Raw genomic sequence first — 13,926 nt, forward strand, 5'->3', positions numbered from 1 at the left:
AAAGATGGCGATCAGCCGGCCGCTGCCGCACTAAACTGCGGCGGTACCACGGTGCCCGGGACGACCCAGGCATCCAGTTCGCGGATCATGCTGTTCACAAAAGGATCGTTGGCGACGATGTCCTCGGCGGCGCGCTGGCAGGCGTCGCGGTAGGCTTGCGCCTCGGCGCTGCCGGTGTACCAGACGGCGCCCAGTTCGCTATCGACGCGCACCGTGCGGCCGAAGCGTTCGGTCAGCGCGGCGGTAAGTTTTTCCAGGTTGCCGGAGGTGCGCCAGGTTTCGATCGGCACGCGCAGGGTGAACACGGCGGCGTTGCCTTCAAAGGTGCAGCTGACCATCTCGGCTTGCATGGCCAGTTGCTGGGCGGTGCCGCGCAGTGGCAAGGCGGCGGCCACGGCGGGCCAGTTGCCGTCCCAATTCAGTTCCGGGACAGGCGTGACCACGTAGGCGTAAGGCGCCTTGGCGGGCGCCGGCGCGGCGCGGGCTGGCATGGCGATGGCGTGCGGGTCGTCAGGCTGTCCCGCTGGGGGCGCCGATGGCGCCGGCGCGTAGGGATGCGACGAAGCTGGTGCGGCGACTGCGCTGTCGTCCGAGAATTCGGTGACCCAGGACGGCACGTCGTCTTCAACGGCTTGCTGTCTGGCCTGCGGGGCTGGCGCGACCTGCTGCGGCGCGGCCACTGGCGGTGCCACGCGGACCGGCGCTTCCAGGACAGCCGCGCCACCATCGGCGGCTGGCGGCATGTCTTCCCACGGTGCAGGGCGTAACGGTGCGGCAGGCGGCGTGTACGCAGCCGAAGGCGCTTGCGGCGCGACTGCTGGTGACGAGGCCGGCGTTGGCGGTGCGAATGCGGCGGCCGCACCGCTTGGCGCGGCTTGCGGCGCGCTGGCCGGCGCTGGCGCCGACGGACGTCCGCCCGGCCGGGAAGCCGCGCGAGCCGCTTCCAAAGCCGCAGTAATGGCGGCGCGTGCGGTGCTGATCGGTGCGCCGGATGTTGGCGCCGGTGCAGCGGCATGCGGCATCGGCGCCGGTGCCGCGGCCTGTGGCGCCGGCGTTGGTGCAGCGGCGTATGCCGTCGGTGCTGGCGCAGGGGCCGTTTGCGTCGGCGCACCGGCGTGTGGCGCTGGCGCAGATGCAGCGGCGTGCGATGTCGGTGCGACGGCTGGTGGCGCTGGGCGCTGCATCGACGCGGCCGGTGCTGGTGCTGCTGGTGGTGCTTCATTGCGCGCCATGGCGGCCGCGCCGGCGATCACCGACGGCGGCACCACGCTGGCGTGATTCGCCTGAACATTGGCGGCCGCGCGGGCCGGCGCTGCACCGGCTCCGGCAGCGGCTCGCGCCGACGCCATCGCCGCCTGGCGCGACACCGCCGGCGCCGCAGGTGCTTGTCCCTCTGCCCCGCCTATGCCGGGACGAAAGGCCAGCATCCGCAACAAGGTCATCGAGAAGCCGGCATACTCATCCGGCGCCAGGCCCAGCTCATTGCGGCCATGCACCGCGATCTGATAATACAGCTGCACCTCCTCCGCATCGAACGCAGCGGCCAGACGCACGATATCCGCATACTCCGGCAAATCCTCCGGCAAGGCAGCCGGCACCGTCTGCGCCAGCGCGATCCGGTGCAGCAAGGTGCCCAGATCCTGCAGCGCGCCGTTGTACGACAGGCTGCGCGCCGCCATCTCATCGGCCACCGCCAGCAGATCGGCGCCATCCTGCGCCGCCAGCGCATCCAGCAGACGAATCAGATACGACTGGTCCAGCGCGCCCAGCATGCCCTGCACCGCATCCAGCGTCACTTCGCCGGCGGCATAGGCAATCGCCTGGTCGGTCAGCGACAGCGCATCGCGCATCGAACCGTGGGCGCCGGCCGCCAGCAAGCGCAGCGCCGGATGTTCAAAGGTAATGCCTTCCTGCCCCAGAATATTTTCCAGGTGGCCGATGATGTGGCCCGGCGGCATCTGCTTCAGATTGAATTGCAGGCAGCGCGACAGCACCGTCACCGGAATCTTCTGCGGATCGGTGGTGGCCAGAATGAACTTGACGTGCTCCGGCGGCTCTTCCAGCGTCTTCAGCATCGCGTTGAAGGCGTGGTTGGTCAGCATGTGCACCTCATCGATCATATAGACCTTGAAGCGCGCATTGCTCGGCGCGTACACCGCTTGCTCCAGCAGCTGCGCCATCTCGTCCACGCCGCGATTCGACGCCGCATCCATCTCGATGTAATCGACAAAACGGCCCGCATCGATCGCCGTGCACGCCTCGCACACGCCGCACGGCGTCGCGGTGATGCCGCCATTGCCATCCGGACCGATGCAGTTGAGCGACTTGGCCAGAATCCGCGACAAGGTGGTCTTACCCACACCACGGGTGCCGGTGAACAGATAAGCATGGTGCAGCCGGCCGCTATGCAAAGCATGGGTCAGCGCGCGAACCACGTGCTCCTGGCCGACGAGCGTTTCGAAGTTCCGAGGGCGGTATTTACGGGCGAGGACTTGATAGGACATGCTGGGATTTTACCGTAGATAGCTGGATGCCAAAGCGACCATTGTAACAAGTCGAGAACGGATTGAGTAGAATTGAAAAAAGCTGCCCGAGGGCAGCTTTTAGTATAAGGAGGCGAGCCTGATCTGCGGCACTTATGGTGAATAGCTGTGGCTGCTTCGTTCCCGACCTGACCAGGTTGGCCATGCCACAATGCGCAGGGGCCCGCCAGACATAATTATACCTTACAGCCCGAGCTCCTGCCAAATTTGATCCACCCGTGTTTTCACCTCGGGCGACATGGTGATTACCGTGCCCCACTCGCGGGTGGTTTCGCCCGGCCACTTGTTGGTGGCGTCGATGCCCATCTTGCTGCCCAAGCCGCTTACCGGCGAGGCGAAGTCGAGGTAATCGATCGGCGTGTTGTCAACCAGCGTGGTGTCGCGGGTCGGATCGACGCGGGTGGTGATCGCCCAGATCACCTCGTTCCAGTCACGGATATTGACGTCCTCGTCCACCACAACGATAAACTTGGTGTACATGAACTGGCGCAGGAAGCTCCAGACGCCGAACATCACGCGCTTGGCGTGGCCGGCATACTGCTTCTTGATCTGTACCACCGCCATGCGGTAGCTGCAGCCTTCGGCCGGCAGGTGGAAATCGGTGATCTCGCTGAACTGCTTTTGCAGCAGCGGGATGAACACTTCGTTCAGCGCCAGCCCCAGCACGGCCGGCTCATCCGGCGGCTTGCCGGTATACGTCGAGTGATAGATCGGATCGCGGCGCATGGTGATGCGGTCGATGGTGAACACCGGGAACGAGTCCTGCTCATTATAGTAACCAGTGTGGTCGCCATACGGCCCTTCCAGCGCATGCTCGTAACCGGTCGGATGGTTTTCGTCCGGATAGATATGGCCTTCCAGCACAATCTCGGCCGACGCCGGCACCCGCAGCTCACTGCCGATGGCCTTTACCAGCTCGGTGCGGCTGCCGCGCAGCAGGCCGGCGAACTGGTATTCGGACAGACTGTCCGGCACCGGCGTCACCGCACCTAATATAGTAGCGGGATCGGCGCCCAGCGCCACGCAGATCGGATACGGCTTGCCCTTGCTCTGGATGGCGTGCTCGCGGAAGTCCAGTGCGCCGCCGCGATGCGCCAGCCAGCGCATGATGACCTTGTTCGGACCCAGCACCTGCTGGCGATAAATGCCCAGATTCTGGCGCTTCTTATTAGGGCCTTTCGTAATGACCAGGCCCCAGGTAATTAAAGGCGCAACGTCGCCCGGCCAGCAGTGCTGGATCGGCAATTTCGACAAGTCGACATCGGCGCCCTCCCAGACGATTTCCTGGCACTTCGCGCCGCGCAATTCCTTCGGCGCCATATCCCACACCGCCTTGACCAGCGAGCCGAGGCCCATCAAGTCCTTGAAATCCTTGGGCGGCTCCGGCTCTTTCAGGCGCGACAGCACGTGGCCGATCTTGCGCAGTTCGCTGACGTCGCTGGCGCCCATGCCCAAGGCCACGCGCTTCGGCGTGCCGAACAGATTGGTCAGCACCGGCATGCTGTGGCCGGTCGGATGCTGGAACAGCAGCGCCGGTCCGCCAGCCCGCAAAACCCGGTCGGACACCTCGGTCATCTCTAAATGCGGCGAAACAGGGGTCAAAATGGGTGTAAGTTCACCCATTGCTTGCAATTGAGAAATAAAATCTCGCAGATCGGAATATTTCATCGTTTTTTAATATTTTCTTACATTAAAGCGCACTGTTTAAAAATACAGGTCAAGTGGTTGATTTTATTGGTTTTCCACCGAACACAAGGCAAAATTCTAGATTTAAAAGTTATAAAGACGGTTCGCGTTAGTATTGACTTGATATAAAACGCCTCATACAATCCACCCTACTTGAAGAGAGACAGGTCTCTGGACCTCATGCGGACTACCTAAGTTGTCGCTCATTCATTCACGGAGTCGGGGCTCCACATGACATTTTAAGGAGTGTTTTCGAAAGGCGTCTGCCTTCCTCCCCGAAAATAGTTGTATTGCATTCTGGTTGACTCCTGCGGGAGAGATCAGCAACAAGCAAGCAATGATGGCGTTCTCGCGCGCTCTTCTACAGCGGCGACGAACGAGATATTTCTGATGCACGGCATTAGCACCTGGTTAGCTGCGTATAACGCTGGCAGGGACCCGCTTTTACGGACATTTCAGGGGAACTATATGATTAATAGCAATACCGGCGCAATTTCGTTTGCCCGTCTGATGGCTCGCCAGCCAGCCGCGTGGATCTCCACGACGCGCATTTCGGCAAAGGGTGTGCTGACCACCGCCCAACACACGTTGACCGTCGTAGGCGTTACCGCTTTGGTAGTCATGGCAGTACTGTTTGTCCGTCCGGATCTGGCCAAGGCCTTGAGCAATAGCCTGAACCATTCGCCGGACGTTGAAGCTGTCGCCGTCACCGCACCGCCGCTGACGGCCCTGATGGAGGCGCCAGCAGCGTCCGCGCCGGCTAGCGCCGCCGCACCGCTGACGGCCGAAGAAAAAGCCCTGCTGGGCACGCAGAAGCAGCAACAATGGGTCACCACCTGGCTGTCCAAGCGTTACCGCGTTGCCGGTGACGCCGCCAACATGCTGGTGTCGACCGCCTACCTGACGGCCCGCGAGATCAAACTCGATCCGCTGCTGATCCTGGCGGTGATGTCGATCGAATCCGGCCTCAATCCGTTCGCGGAAAGCCCGGTCGGCGCGCAAGGCCTGATGCAAGTGATGTCGAAAGTGCACCATGAGAAGTTCCAGGACATGGGCGGCCTGCAAGCCGCGCTCAATCCGGTCGCCAACATCCGCGTCGGCGCGCTGATCCTGAAGGATTACGTGACCCGTGGCGGTTCGGTGGAAGCTGGTCTGAAGAGCTACGTCGGCGCCGCTGCGTTCGAAACCGATGATGGTTACGGCAGCAAGGTCATGGCCGAGTACAACCGTCTGAAGCAGGTTTCGGCGGGTAAGAAGGTGCCAACCACCAATCCGGTGATGACTGCTTCGGCGACCAAACCAGCCGCGCCGGTCGCTGTTGCCGACAAATCGGTCAACGACACGCAGATCGCTGGTCTGTAAGCGCACCGCGCACAACCAAAAGCCACTCTGGTCGAGTGGCTTTTTTTTCGTCCTCAGCGCGGACAGTTGCTGACAACTATACGCCCGCTATCCCGAAACGGGTCACGCCCACCGCTGAAGTTGTTGGATGCCGCCTTGTAGCAGACCTCCCCGCCGCCCGGCAAAATGAATTTGGTGATCCGGCTGCCATCGGCGGCAATCATTTCCACCTGACGCATCGCTCCGCCACGATAGGCTTTGCCCATGGCGGCCGCTAGCGCGGTTTCATCGTTGACCAGCTTGCGGTCGCGCTGGGTGAAGGACTCCTTCAGTACCGCCTTGTCGGCCGCCGCAGCGCCGGCAATGGCGCGCTGCTTGAGATCCAGCTCCGGCTTGACCGGCAGCGCGAACGGGTCGGCAGGCGGCGTGGTTTGCGTGATGGCTTGCGGCGGCGCGGGTTCGGGTTCCGCCACCGGCGGCGCCGTAATCGGCTGAGCCCGAACGGAAGGCGCCGGCGGCGCTGCCCTGCCCGCCTGGGCCGCCACGCGCGGCGGCCGCTCCACCGTCGGCAACGGCTGGCGCTGCGGAGGCGGCTTGATGGGCGCTAATATATAAGTGATGGCCTCATGCGGCCCGACGGGCGCCGCCAGTGGCCGCGGGGGCGTCTGCCAGCACAAAAACGCCAGCACGTGCGCGCCGGCGATCAGCGCCAGCCAGCCACGCCGTTTCCAGCCAGGGGGATGCGGTTCGATGACAACTCCAGAATTACCTAAAAATCAATTCTGTGTGGCACGCGCCTGCACGGTCAACCCGCAAATAAAAAAAGCCACTACACGCTACCGTGAGTGGCTTTTAACGATACCGGGGAAGCTTAGCGCTTCTTGTCGGCAGCGACTTCGTCCGGACGCAGGCGCGGCGCCAGCTTGTCCAGCACGCCGTTGACGTACTTGTGGCCGTCGATACCGCCGAACGACTTGGTCAGTTCCACCGCTTCGTTAATGACGACGCGGTAAGGAATTTCCAGGTTGTTCTTCAGCTCGTAAGCGCCAATCAGCAGCACCGCATGTTCAATCGGCGACAGCTCATTGATGCCACGGTCCACCAGCGGTGCAAAGGTCGCGCGCAGCTCGACCGACGAACCGATGGCGCCGTTCAGCAGCACGGTGAAATGCTCGGCGTCGGCCTTGTCGAAACCGTGGGCGCCGCGGATGTGGTTGACCACCGTCGAGGCCGACTCATTGTTCAGCAGCCACTGGTACAAGCCTTGCAGCGCGAACTCGCGCGCGCGGTGACGCGGCGTGCGGTTCTTGCTGGGGTTAGCGTGCGTAGTGTTCTCAGTCATATTCTTACCTTCGTATATTGGTGCTATTTATTCGTCGTCGCCGTGATCCTGGTTCAGCTCTTCCAGGGCGATGGTCAGGTTGGCCATCTCGACCGCGACACGCGCCGCGTCGGCGCCTTTGACGGCCATGCGCACTTCGGCTTGCTCGTCGTTCTCGGTGGTCAGGATCGCGTTGGCGATCGGGATGCCGTAGTCTAAGCCGATACGGGTGATGCCTGCGCCCGATTCGTTGGACACCAGCTCGAAGTGGTAGGTTTCGCCCCGGATGATGGCGCCCAGCGCGATCAGCGCGTCGAACTGCTGCGACTCGGCCATCTTCTGCAGCACCAGCGGCACTTCCAGCGCGCCCGGCACGGTCACGTGCAGCACGTCCTCGTCCGCCACGCCCAGGTGCTTGAGCTCAGCCAGGCAGGCCGACAGCAGGCCATGGCAGATGTCTTCGTTAAAACGGGCTTGTACCACGCCAATGCGCAGGTCTTCGCCGTTCAGGTTGGTTTCGTAACTTCCTACGGTCATGATGGCCTCTTGTATGTTGGTTGATTATTCGGGTTTGGCGACATAGCCAGTCACTTCCAGATTGAAGCCGGTCATCGACGGCATCTTGCGCGGGCTGGCCAGCAACTGCATCTTGCAGACGCCGACTTCGCGCAGGATCTGCGCGCCGATGCCATAGCTGCGCAGGTCCATGCTGGCCGCGCGGCCTTTCGGCCGGGCTTCCGGCTTGTCCAGCGCGTCGAACTGGGCGAAGAACTGCTCGGCGGTTTCCTCGCAGTTGAGCAGCACGATCACGCCGCTGTCGGCCGCCTTTACCGCCGCCAGCGAGGCCGGCAGGTTCCACGAGTGGGTGGTGGCCTCCGATTCCAGCACGTCCAGGATCGACACCGGCTGGTGCACGCGCACCAGCGTTTCCTTGCCCTTCTCGATCTGGCCATGCACCAGCGCCAGGTGGGCCGAGCCGCTCGGTTTGTCGCGGTAGGCGATCATGCGGAACTCGCCTTGCGCGGTCTTCAGCGGACGCTCGCCGACTTTTTCCACCAGCGATTCATTGCGGCTGCGGTAGTGGATCAGGTCGGCGATGGTGCCGATCTTCAGATCGTGTTCCTTGGCAAATTCCAGCAGGTCCGGCAGGCGCGCCATGGTGCCGTCATCCTTCATGATCTCGCAGATCACCGAGGCCGGCGTCAGGCCGGCCATGGCGGTCAGGTCGCAACCGGCTTCGGTATGGCCTGCGCGCATCAGCACGCCGCCCTTTTGCGCCTTCAGCGGGAAGATGTGGCCCGGCTGGACGATGTCGGCCGGCTGCGCATCCTTGGCCACGGCCACCTGGATGGTCTTGGCGCGGTCGGCGGCCGAGATGCCGGTGGTCACGCCTTCCGCCGCCTCGATCGAGACGGTGAAGTTGGTGCCGAACGCGGTGCCATTCTTGGTCGACATCATCGACAGTTCCAGCTGGTTGCAGCGCTCTTCGGTCAGCGTCAGGCACACCAGGCCGCGTGCGTACTTGACCATGAAATTAATGGCTTCCGGCGTGACGAAGTCCGCCGCGAGCACCAGGTCACCTTCGTTTTCCCGGTCTTCCTCATCGACCAGGATCACCATGCGGCCAGCGCGCAATTCGGCGACGATTTCTTCGGTGCTGGAAATTGACATTTTTTATTCCTTCAAGACTGTGCATGAGTATTTCTTAACCCGCTATTTTAAAGGATTTACGCCCGCCCCACCGCAAAAGCCCGCTTTTATCCACCGAACTTGTAAAAATCCCATCAAATTCCGCTAAGATGACTATTGGCAACGACGTGAATCCATTAGCAGCGGCCTTGCGTATAAGCAAGATACAACCAAAAAGCGCCAGTCAGATTATGAAAACGACCATACTCATCCGCGCTCTACCCCTCTGCCTGGCCCTGTTGGCAGCAACCGCGCAAGCGCAGGACAATCGGCAAATCGCCCAAGGCCAGCGCGTCTGGCAGAAACGCTGCACCGAATGCCACACGCTGGACGTTGACGACACCGGCCCGCACCATCGCGGCGTGTTCGGCCGCCGTGCCGGCAGTGTCAAGGGCTACGACTACTCGCGCGCGCTACGCAAGGCCAACCTGGTGTGGGATGAAACCTCGCTCGACCGCTGGCTGACCGATCCGGAAAAATTCCTCCCCGGCCAGAACATGGATTTCCGCGTGCGCAGCAAGGAAGAGCGCGCCGCCCTGATTGTCTACCTGAAAAGCCTGTCGGCCCCGGCTGCCGCTAGCCCTGTAGCGGCGCAAAACTAGCGTGCAGCGACAAATAGGCCGCGCCGATCACCTTGGCGTCATCACCCACCTCGCCGGCCTGTAGCGCGGGCCGCGCGGCACCCGCCCAGTTGTAGCGACCCAGTTCCTGTTCCACCAGCGCCAGCAACGACGTCAGCAAGGCGCGGTGGCACCGGCCGTCCACCACCACCCCGTCCAGATCGATCAAACAGGCGGCGCTGCAGATGGCGTAGGCGATGGCATTGGCCGCTTCGGCCAGCCAGGCTTGCGTTAGCGGCAGCCACGGCTGCTGTATGGCGCGCTCATCGGCCATGGCGTCCGACGCCAGACCGGCCGCTTCGTAGCGCTGCTCCAGCGTGACCAGCGAGGCAATGCTGAGCAACTGCTGCGGCACGCCGTCGCGCGCGGCCTGCATCGGCATCGACCCGACCGCGCCGGAATTGCCATGCACGCCGGCATGCGGCCAGCCATTGATGACCAGGCTGCCGCCAGCCAGCGTATCGACGTAAATGTACAGATAGCTGGCGAGGCTGCGGCCACGGCCGACCAGCAGTTCGGCCATGCAGGCGGCGGCGGTATCCTTGGCCTGGCTGACCGGCAACGGCGTCATTGCCTGCACGCGCTGGCCGATGACCATCCCGCCCCACTCGGCTGCATCGGCAGCCGGCATGCGCAGCAGCTCTTCCCACTGGCCAAAATCGCGCGGCGCCGAGACGCCAACGCCGCACAGCCGCGCCGCCGCTTCCGGCCCCAGCGTGCCCAGCATCTGCGCCAGTTGCTGCTCGATGGCCGGGAATATCAACCGGACGTCCGGGCTGGCGTAGGCCAGTTCCCAGCGTTCCAGCACCGTGCCGAGCAAATCCACCAGCACCACTTTCAGCGTGCGGCGGCCGATCTGGATGCCGATCGCATACGCCCCCACCGGATTCAGCGCAATCGGCTGCGACGGCTGGCCGACCTTGCCGCGCTGCACTTCCAGCTTGCGCACCAGTTGCTCTTCCAGTAGCCGGTTGATGATGACCGACGCTGTTTGCGTGCTCAGCTCGGTCACGCGCGCCAGCTCGGCCTTGGCCAGGCTGCCGTGGCGGCGGATCTCGTGCAGCATGCGGCGCTCATTGGCCCCGAGCCGGCGTTGTATTGCGTTCATGGCAAGAAATGGGAGGCTATTTTATTTATGTAGTATAATTCTCGTTTAATTAATAAATCAAGTTGATTTATTAATTCAATACGAAAGGAGAACCATGCAAATTGATTCCAACCTTCTCGGCTTGATTGCCGCCGCCTGCACCACCCTTGCCTTTGTGCCGCAGGTGATTCTCATCTGGCGCCGCCGCTCGGCGGAAGGCGTCTCGACCGGTATGTATTGCGTTTTCTGCTTCGGCGTGTTCCTGTGGCTGGTGTACGGCATCAGCATCCAGGCCTGGCCGATCGCCATCAACAACGGCATCACCCTGGTGCTGGCGTGCTCGGTGCTGATCATGAAATGGCGGTTCCGATGATGAACACCACGCCCCTGTCCAGCGCCACGCTGGACGCGCTACAACAGCACAACCCTGAACTGGCCCTGCCCGGTTACGACCGCAGCAAGCTGACCGCCGGCATCGCCCACATCGGCGTCGGCAACTTCCACCGCGTGCACCAGGCCGCCTACATCGACCAGTGCCTGCACCTGCCGGGTCATGAAGACTGGGCCATCGTCGGCATCGGCCTGGGCGACAGCGAGCAGGCGCAAGCCAAAGCCGCCGCCTTCGCCTTGCAGGACGGCCTGTACACCGTGACCGAAACCGGCGCCGACGGCAGCGCCAACGCGCGCGTGATCGGCGCCATGATCGACTACCTGCATGCGCCGGCCGATCCGGAAGCGGTACTGCGCTGCCTGAGCGATCCCGCCATCCGCATCGTCACGCTGACGATCACCGAAGGCGGCTACAACCTCAACGAAGCGACCGGCGAATTCCGCCTGACCGCGCCCGACATCGCCGCCGAACTGGCGGGCGGCGCACCGCGCTCGGCGTTTGCCTACCTGGTCGAATCGCTGCGCCGCCGGCGCGACAACGGCAGCGGTGGCTACACTGTGGTGTCCTGCGACAACCTGCGCCACAACGGCGACACCGCCCGCCTGGCCGTGCTGAGCTACGCGCAAGCGGTGGATGCCGAACTGGCCGACTGGATCGCCACCGAAGTGACCTTCCCCAACAGCATGGTGGACCGCATCGCGCCCGGCGTTCCGGCCGGCCAGGCGGATGCGCTGAACAGCGCCAGCGGCGTCAACGACCAGATGCCGGCGCTGGCCGAACCGTACACGCAATGGGTGATCGAAGACCGCTTCAGCGCCGGCCGCCCCGACCTGGCCGCCGCCGGCGTCGAACTGCTGGACGACGTGACGCAGCACGAAGCGATCAAAGGCCGCATGCTGAACGCCTCGCACATGATGCTGGCGTATCCGGGCCTGCTGCTGGGCTACCGCACCGTGCCGGAAGCCATGGCCGATGACGACCTGCGCCAGCTGCTGCACAACTTCATGGAACACGACGCCATGCCGCTGCTCGATGAGCCTGAAGGTTTGGTGTTGGAGGAGTACAAAAACAGCGTGCTGGAACGCTTTAACAATCCGGCCATTGCCGACCAGCTGACGCGCGTGGCGCACGATGGCGCGGCCAAGATTCCGGTGTTTTACACCGCCACCGTCAAAGGCATGCTGAGCCGGGGCTTCAACTCCCGCCGCGTGGCCTTCCTGCTGGCCTGCTTCCGCCTGTATTTGAATGGACTGGATGCGCGCGGCGACCGCTACGACGTCAACGAACCGCGCCTGAGCAACGCGGACTGGTCACTGGTGCGCAACGGCCCGCCGTCGGCGATTCTCGACCTGAGCTGCTTCCGCGGCATGAAGCTGACGCAGCACGCCCGCATGGTCACCACCTACAACAGCCTGTGGATAGCGGTCACGCGCAGCGGCGTGCGCGCGACCTTGCAATCGCTGATGAAGTAGTTACTTGGTAGCGGCGCCGACCGACACCATGCGCTCGACGTAGCGCGCGATCAGGTCGATTTCCAGATTGACCTTGGCGTCGACTTTCAGGTGCTTCAGCGTGGTGACGGCGATGGTGTGCGGGATCAGGTTGATCGAGAACTGGCACACCAGGTCGGCGCCGGTGCCGATGTCGGTCACGCGGTTGACGGTCAGCGACACGCCGTTGACCACGATCGAGCCTTTGTAGGCCAGGAACTTGGCCAGTTCGTGCGGCGATTCGATCACCAGTTCCCACGATTCGCCCACCGGCTCGAACTTGCGCACCACGCCCAGGCCGTCCACGTGGCCGGATACAAGGTGGCCGCCCAGGCGCTCGTTCAGCGTCAGGGCTTTTTCCAGGTTCACTTCGGTGGTCGTATCGAGACCGACGGTCTTGTTCAGGCTTTCGCGCGAAACGTCGACGCGGAAATTGGTGGCGTCCTTCTCCACCACCGTCATGCAGGCGCCGTTGATGGCGATCGAGTCGCCCAGGCCGACGTCGGCAAGCGGCAGGCCGCCGGCGTTGATGTCCAGGCGCACGCCTGCGAAAGAGCCGCCTTCCAGCGGTTTGACCGATTCAATTTTGCCGACTGCGGCGACGATACCAGTAAACATAGTTTTTCCTAATGAGTGAAGCGGGCAAGGATACGCAAATCTTCGCCGATCTGCTTAACCTCGTGAAATTTCAACATCTTCTTGTGGGCCAGGTCGGTCAACGCCGGCAAGGCGAACATGCCTTGCGCGTCACCGATCAGCGCCGGGGCCAGATACACCAGCAGCTCATCGACGCAGCCTTCGCGGATCAGCGAACCGTTCAGCTTGCCGCCGGCCTCCACATGCAATTCGTTGATCTGGCGGCGGCCCAGTTCGCGCATCAGCTCCGGCAGATCGACCTTGCCGCTGGCGTTGGGCAGCACAATCACTTCGTGACCGGCGGCGGCCAGCGCCGCTTCCTTCTCGGGATGGCGAACGGCGGCAACGATCCACGTCCCGCCCCCCTCTAATATCTTGGCGGAAAGGTCAATATCAAGCCTGCTGTCGACCACAATGCGGCGCGGCTGGCGTGGCGTCTCGACCGCGCGCACGTTGAGTTGCGGATTATCGGCCTTGACGGTGCCAATGCCGGTCAGGATGGCATCGGCACGGGCGCGCCAGTGGTGGCCGTCGGCACGCGCCTCCGGGCCGGTAATCCATTGGCTGACGCCGTTGTGCAGCGCCGTCATGCCGTCCAGGCTGGCAGCGGTTTTCATGCGCACCCACGGCAGGCCGCGCGTCATGCGCGAGAAAAAGCCGATATTCAGTTCATACGCCTGATCGGCCAGCAGGCCGACGCTGGTGTCGATGCCATTGGCGGCCAGCTTGGCCAAGCCCTGCCCGGCCACCAGCGGATTCGGATCTTCCATCGCCGCCACCACGCGGCCAAGGCCGGCGCGCACCAGCGCGTCCGAACAGGGCGGCGTGCGGCCGTGGTGGTTGCACGGCTCCAGCGTGACGTAGGCGGTAGCGCCGCGCACGTCATGACCGCGCGCCTGCGCATCCTTCAGCGCCTGGATTTCGGCATGGTCGCTGCCGGCCCGTTGCGTGACGCCGGCGCCGATCACGACCCCGTCGCGCACGATCACGCAACCGATGTGCGGATTCGGCGCGGTGCTGTACAGGCCCTTGGCGGCCCATTCCAGCGCCAGCGTCATGCCTTCAAGATCGTTACGGATGTTCACATTGCTCCTGCCGAGTTGGGTATCGCGCCATTATAAA

At 63.3% G+C, this 13,926-nt stretch carries 13 protein-coding genes and 1 other RNA gene; 4 read left to right on the forward strand and 10 right to left on the reverse strand.

Annotation, left to right across the window (positions count from 1 at the left end; genetic code table 11):
- Window positions 1-11: 11 nt before the first annotated feature.
- From dnaX to ubiD, 3 genes are all read right to left on the reverse strand, one after another.
- Window positions 12-2,504, reverse strand: coding sequence for a DNA polymerase III subunit gamma/tau (gene dnaX / locus GTP55_RS21650; protein WP_161046910.1), 2,493 nt, complete (start codon window positions 2,502-2,504; stop codon window positions 12-14).
- 108 nt (window positions 2,505-2,612) lie between these two features.
- Window positions 2,613-2,711, reverse strand: an RNA gene (ffs, locus tag GTP55_RS21655) — signal recognition particle sRNA small type.
- 15 nt (window positions 2,712-2,726) lie between these two features.
- Window positions 2,727-4,211: a 4-hydroxy-3-polyprenylbenzoate decarboxylase gene (gene ubiD, locus GTP55_RS21660; RefSeq protein ID WP_161046911.1), complete on the reverse strand. Its 1,485-nt coding sequence runs from the start codon at window positions 4,209-4,211 to the stop codon at window positions 2,727-2,729.
- Between the two features lie 486 nt (window positions 4,212-4,697).
- Between ubiD and GTP55_RS21665 the strand changes: the two genes are divergently transcribed.
- The gene (locus GTP55_RS21665) at window positions 4,698-5,591 is read left to right on the forward strand and encodes a transglycosylase SLT domain-containing protein (protein ID WP_161046912.1); all 894 of its coding nucleotides are present in this window, start codon (window positions 4,698-4,700) and stop codon (window positions 5,589-5,591) included.
- A 53-nt stretch (window positions 5,592-5,644) separates the two neighbouring features.
- Here GTP55_RS21665 and GTP55_RS29920 read toward each other — a convergent pair whose 3' ends face one another.
- The 4 genes from GTP55_RS29920 to ribBA form a co-directional block, all read right to left on the reverse strand.
- Window positions 5,645-6,043, reverse strand: a complete 399-nt coding sequence (locus GTP55_RS29920) for a hypothetical protein (protein ID WP_161046913.1) — start codon at window positions 6,041-6,043, stop codon at window positions 5,645-5,647.
- A 398-nt stretch (window positions 6,044-6,441) separates the two neighbouring features.
- Entirely contained in the window at window positions 6,442-6,912 is a 471-nt protein-coding gene (gene nusB / locus GTP55_RS21675; protein WP_110849838.1) for a transcription antitermination factor NusB, read from the reverse strand.
- Window positions 6,913-6,939: 27 nt separating this feature from the next.
- Window positions 6,940-7,428: a 6,7-dimethyl-8-ribityllumazine synthase gene (ribH, locus tag GTP55_RS21680; protein WP_161046914.1), complete on the reverse strand. Its 489-nt coding sequence runs from the start codon at window positions 7,426-7,428 to the stop codon at window positions 6,940-6,942.
- A gap of 24 nt (window positions 7,429-7,452) precedes the next feature.
- Window positions 7,453-8,562, reverse strand: coding sequence for a bifunctional 3,4-dihydroxy-2-butanone-4-phosphate synthase/GTP cyclohydrolase II (ribBA, locus tag GTP55_RS21685; protein WP_110849840.1), 1,110 nt, complete (start codon window positions 8,560-8,562; stop codon window positions 7,453-7,455).
- Window positions 8,563-8,771: 209 nt separating this feature from the next.
- Between ribBA and GTP55_RS21690 the strand changes: the two genes are divergently transcribed.
- Window positions 8,772-9,182 carry a c-type cytochrome gene (locus tag GTP55_RS21690; RefSeq protein ID WP_161046915.1) on the forward strand — a complete coding sequence of 137 codons (411 nt, stop codon included), beginning with the start codon at window positions 8,772-8,774 and terminating at the stop codon, window positions 9,180-9,182.
- Here the strand turns inward: GTP55_RS21690 and GTP55_RS21695 are convergent.
- Window positions 9,157-10,266, reverse strand: coding sequence for an ROK family transcriptional regulator (locus GTP55_RS21695; RefSeq protein ID WP_229258093.1), 1,110 nt, complete (start codon window positions 10,264-10,266; stop codon window positions 9,157-9,159). The genes GTP55_RS21690 and GTP55_RS21695 overlap by 26 nt on opposite strands.
- 136 nt (window positions 10,267-10,402) lie before the next feature.
- On the opposite strand from GTP55_RS21695, the gene GTP55_RS21700 reads away from it, so the two are divergent.
- Window positions 10,403-10,660, forward strand: coding sequence for a SemiSWEET transporter (locus GTP55_RS21700; protein ID WP_161046917.1), 258 nt, complete (start codon window positions 10,403-10,405; stop codon window positions 10,658-10,660).
- Window positions 10,657-12,150: a mannitol dehydrogenase family protein gene (locus GTP55_RS21705; protein WP_229258094.1), complete on the forward strand. Its 1,494-nt coding sequence runs from the start codon at window positions 10,657-10,659 to the stop codon at window positions 12,148-12,150. The genes GTP55_RS21700 and GTP55_RS21705 overlap by 4 nt, the downstream gene beginning before the upstream one ends.
- Here the strand turns inward: GTP55_RS21705 and GTP55_RS21710 are convergent, their stop codons facing one another.
- Both GTP55_RS21710 and ribD read right to left on the reverse strand, forming a co-directional pair.
- Window positions 12,151-12,786, reverse strand: coding sequence for a riboflavin synthase (locus GTP55_RS21710; protein WP_161046919.1), 636 nt, complete (start codon window positions 12,784-12,786; stop codon window positions 12,151-12,153).
- Between the two features lie 8 nt (window positions 12,787-12,794).
- Window positions 12,795-13,862, reverse strand: coding sequence for a bifunctional diaminohydroxyphosphoribosylaminopyrimidine deaminase/5-amino-6-(5-phosphoribosylamino)uracil reductase RibD (gene ribD / locus GTP55_RS21715; protein WP_202423821.1), 1,068 nt, complete (start codon window positions 13,860-13,862; stop codon window positions 12,795-12,797).
- Window positions 13,863-13,926 lie beyond the last annotated feature (64 nt).

The organism is Duganella margarita (genome assembly GCF_009857535.1).
GTDB classification, from domain to species: domain Bacteria; phylum Pseudomonadota; class Gammaproteobacteria; order Burkholderiales; family Burkholderiaceae_D; genus Rugamonas; species Rugamonas margarita.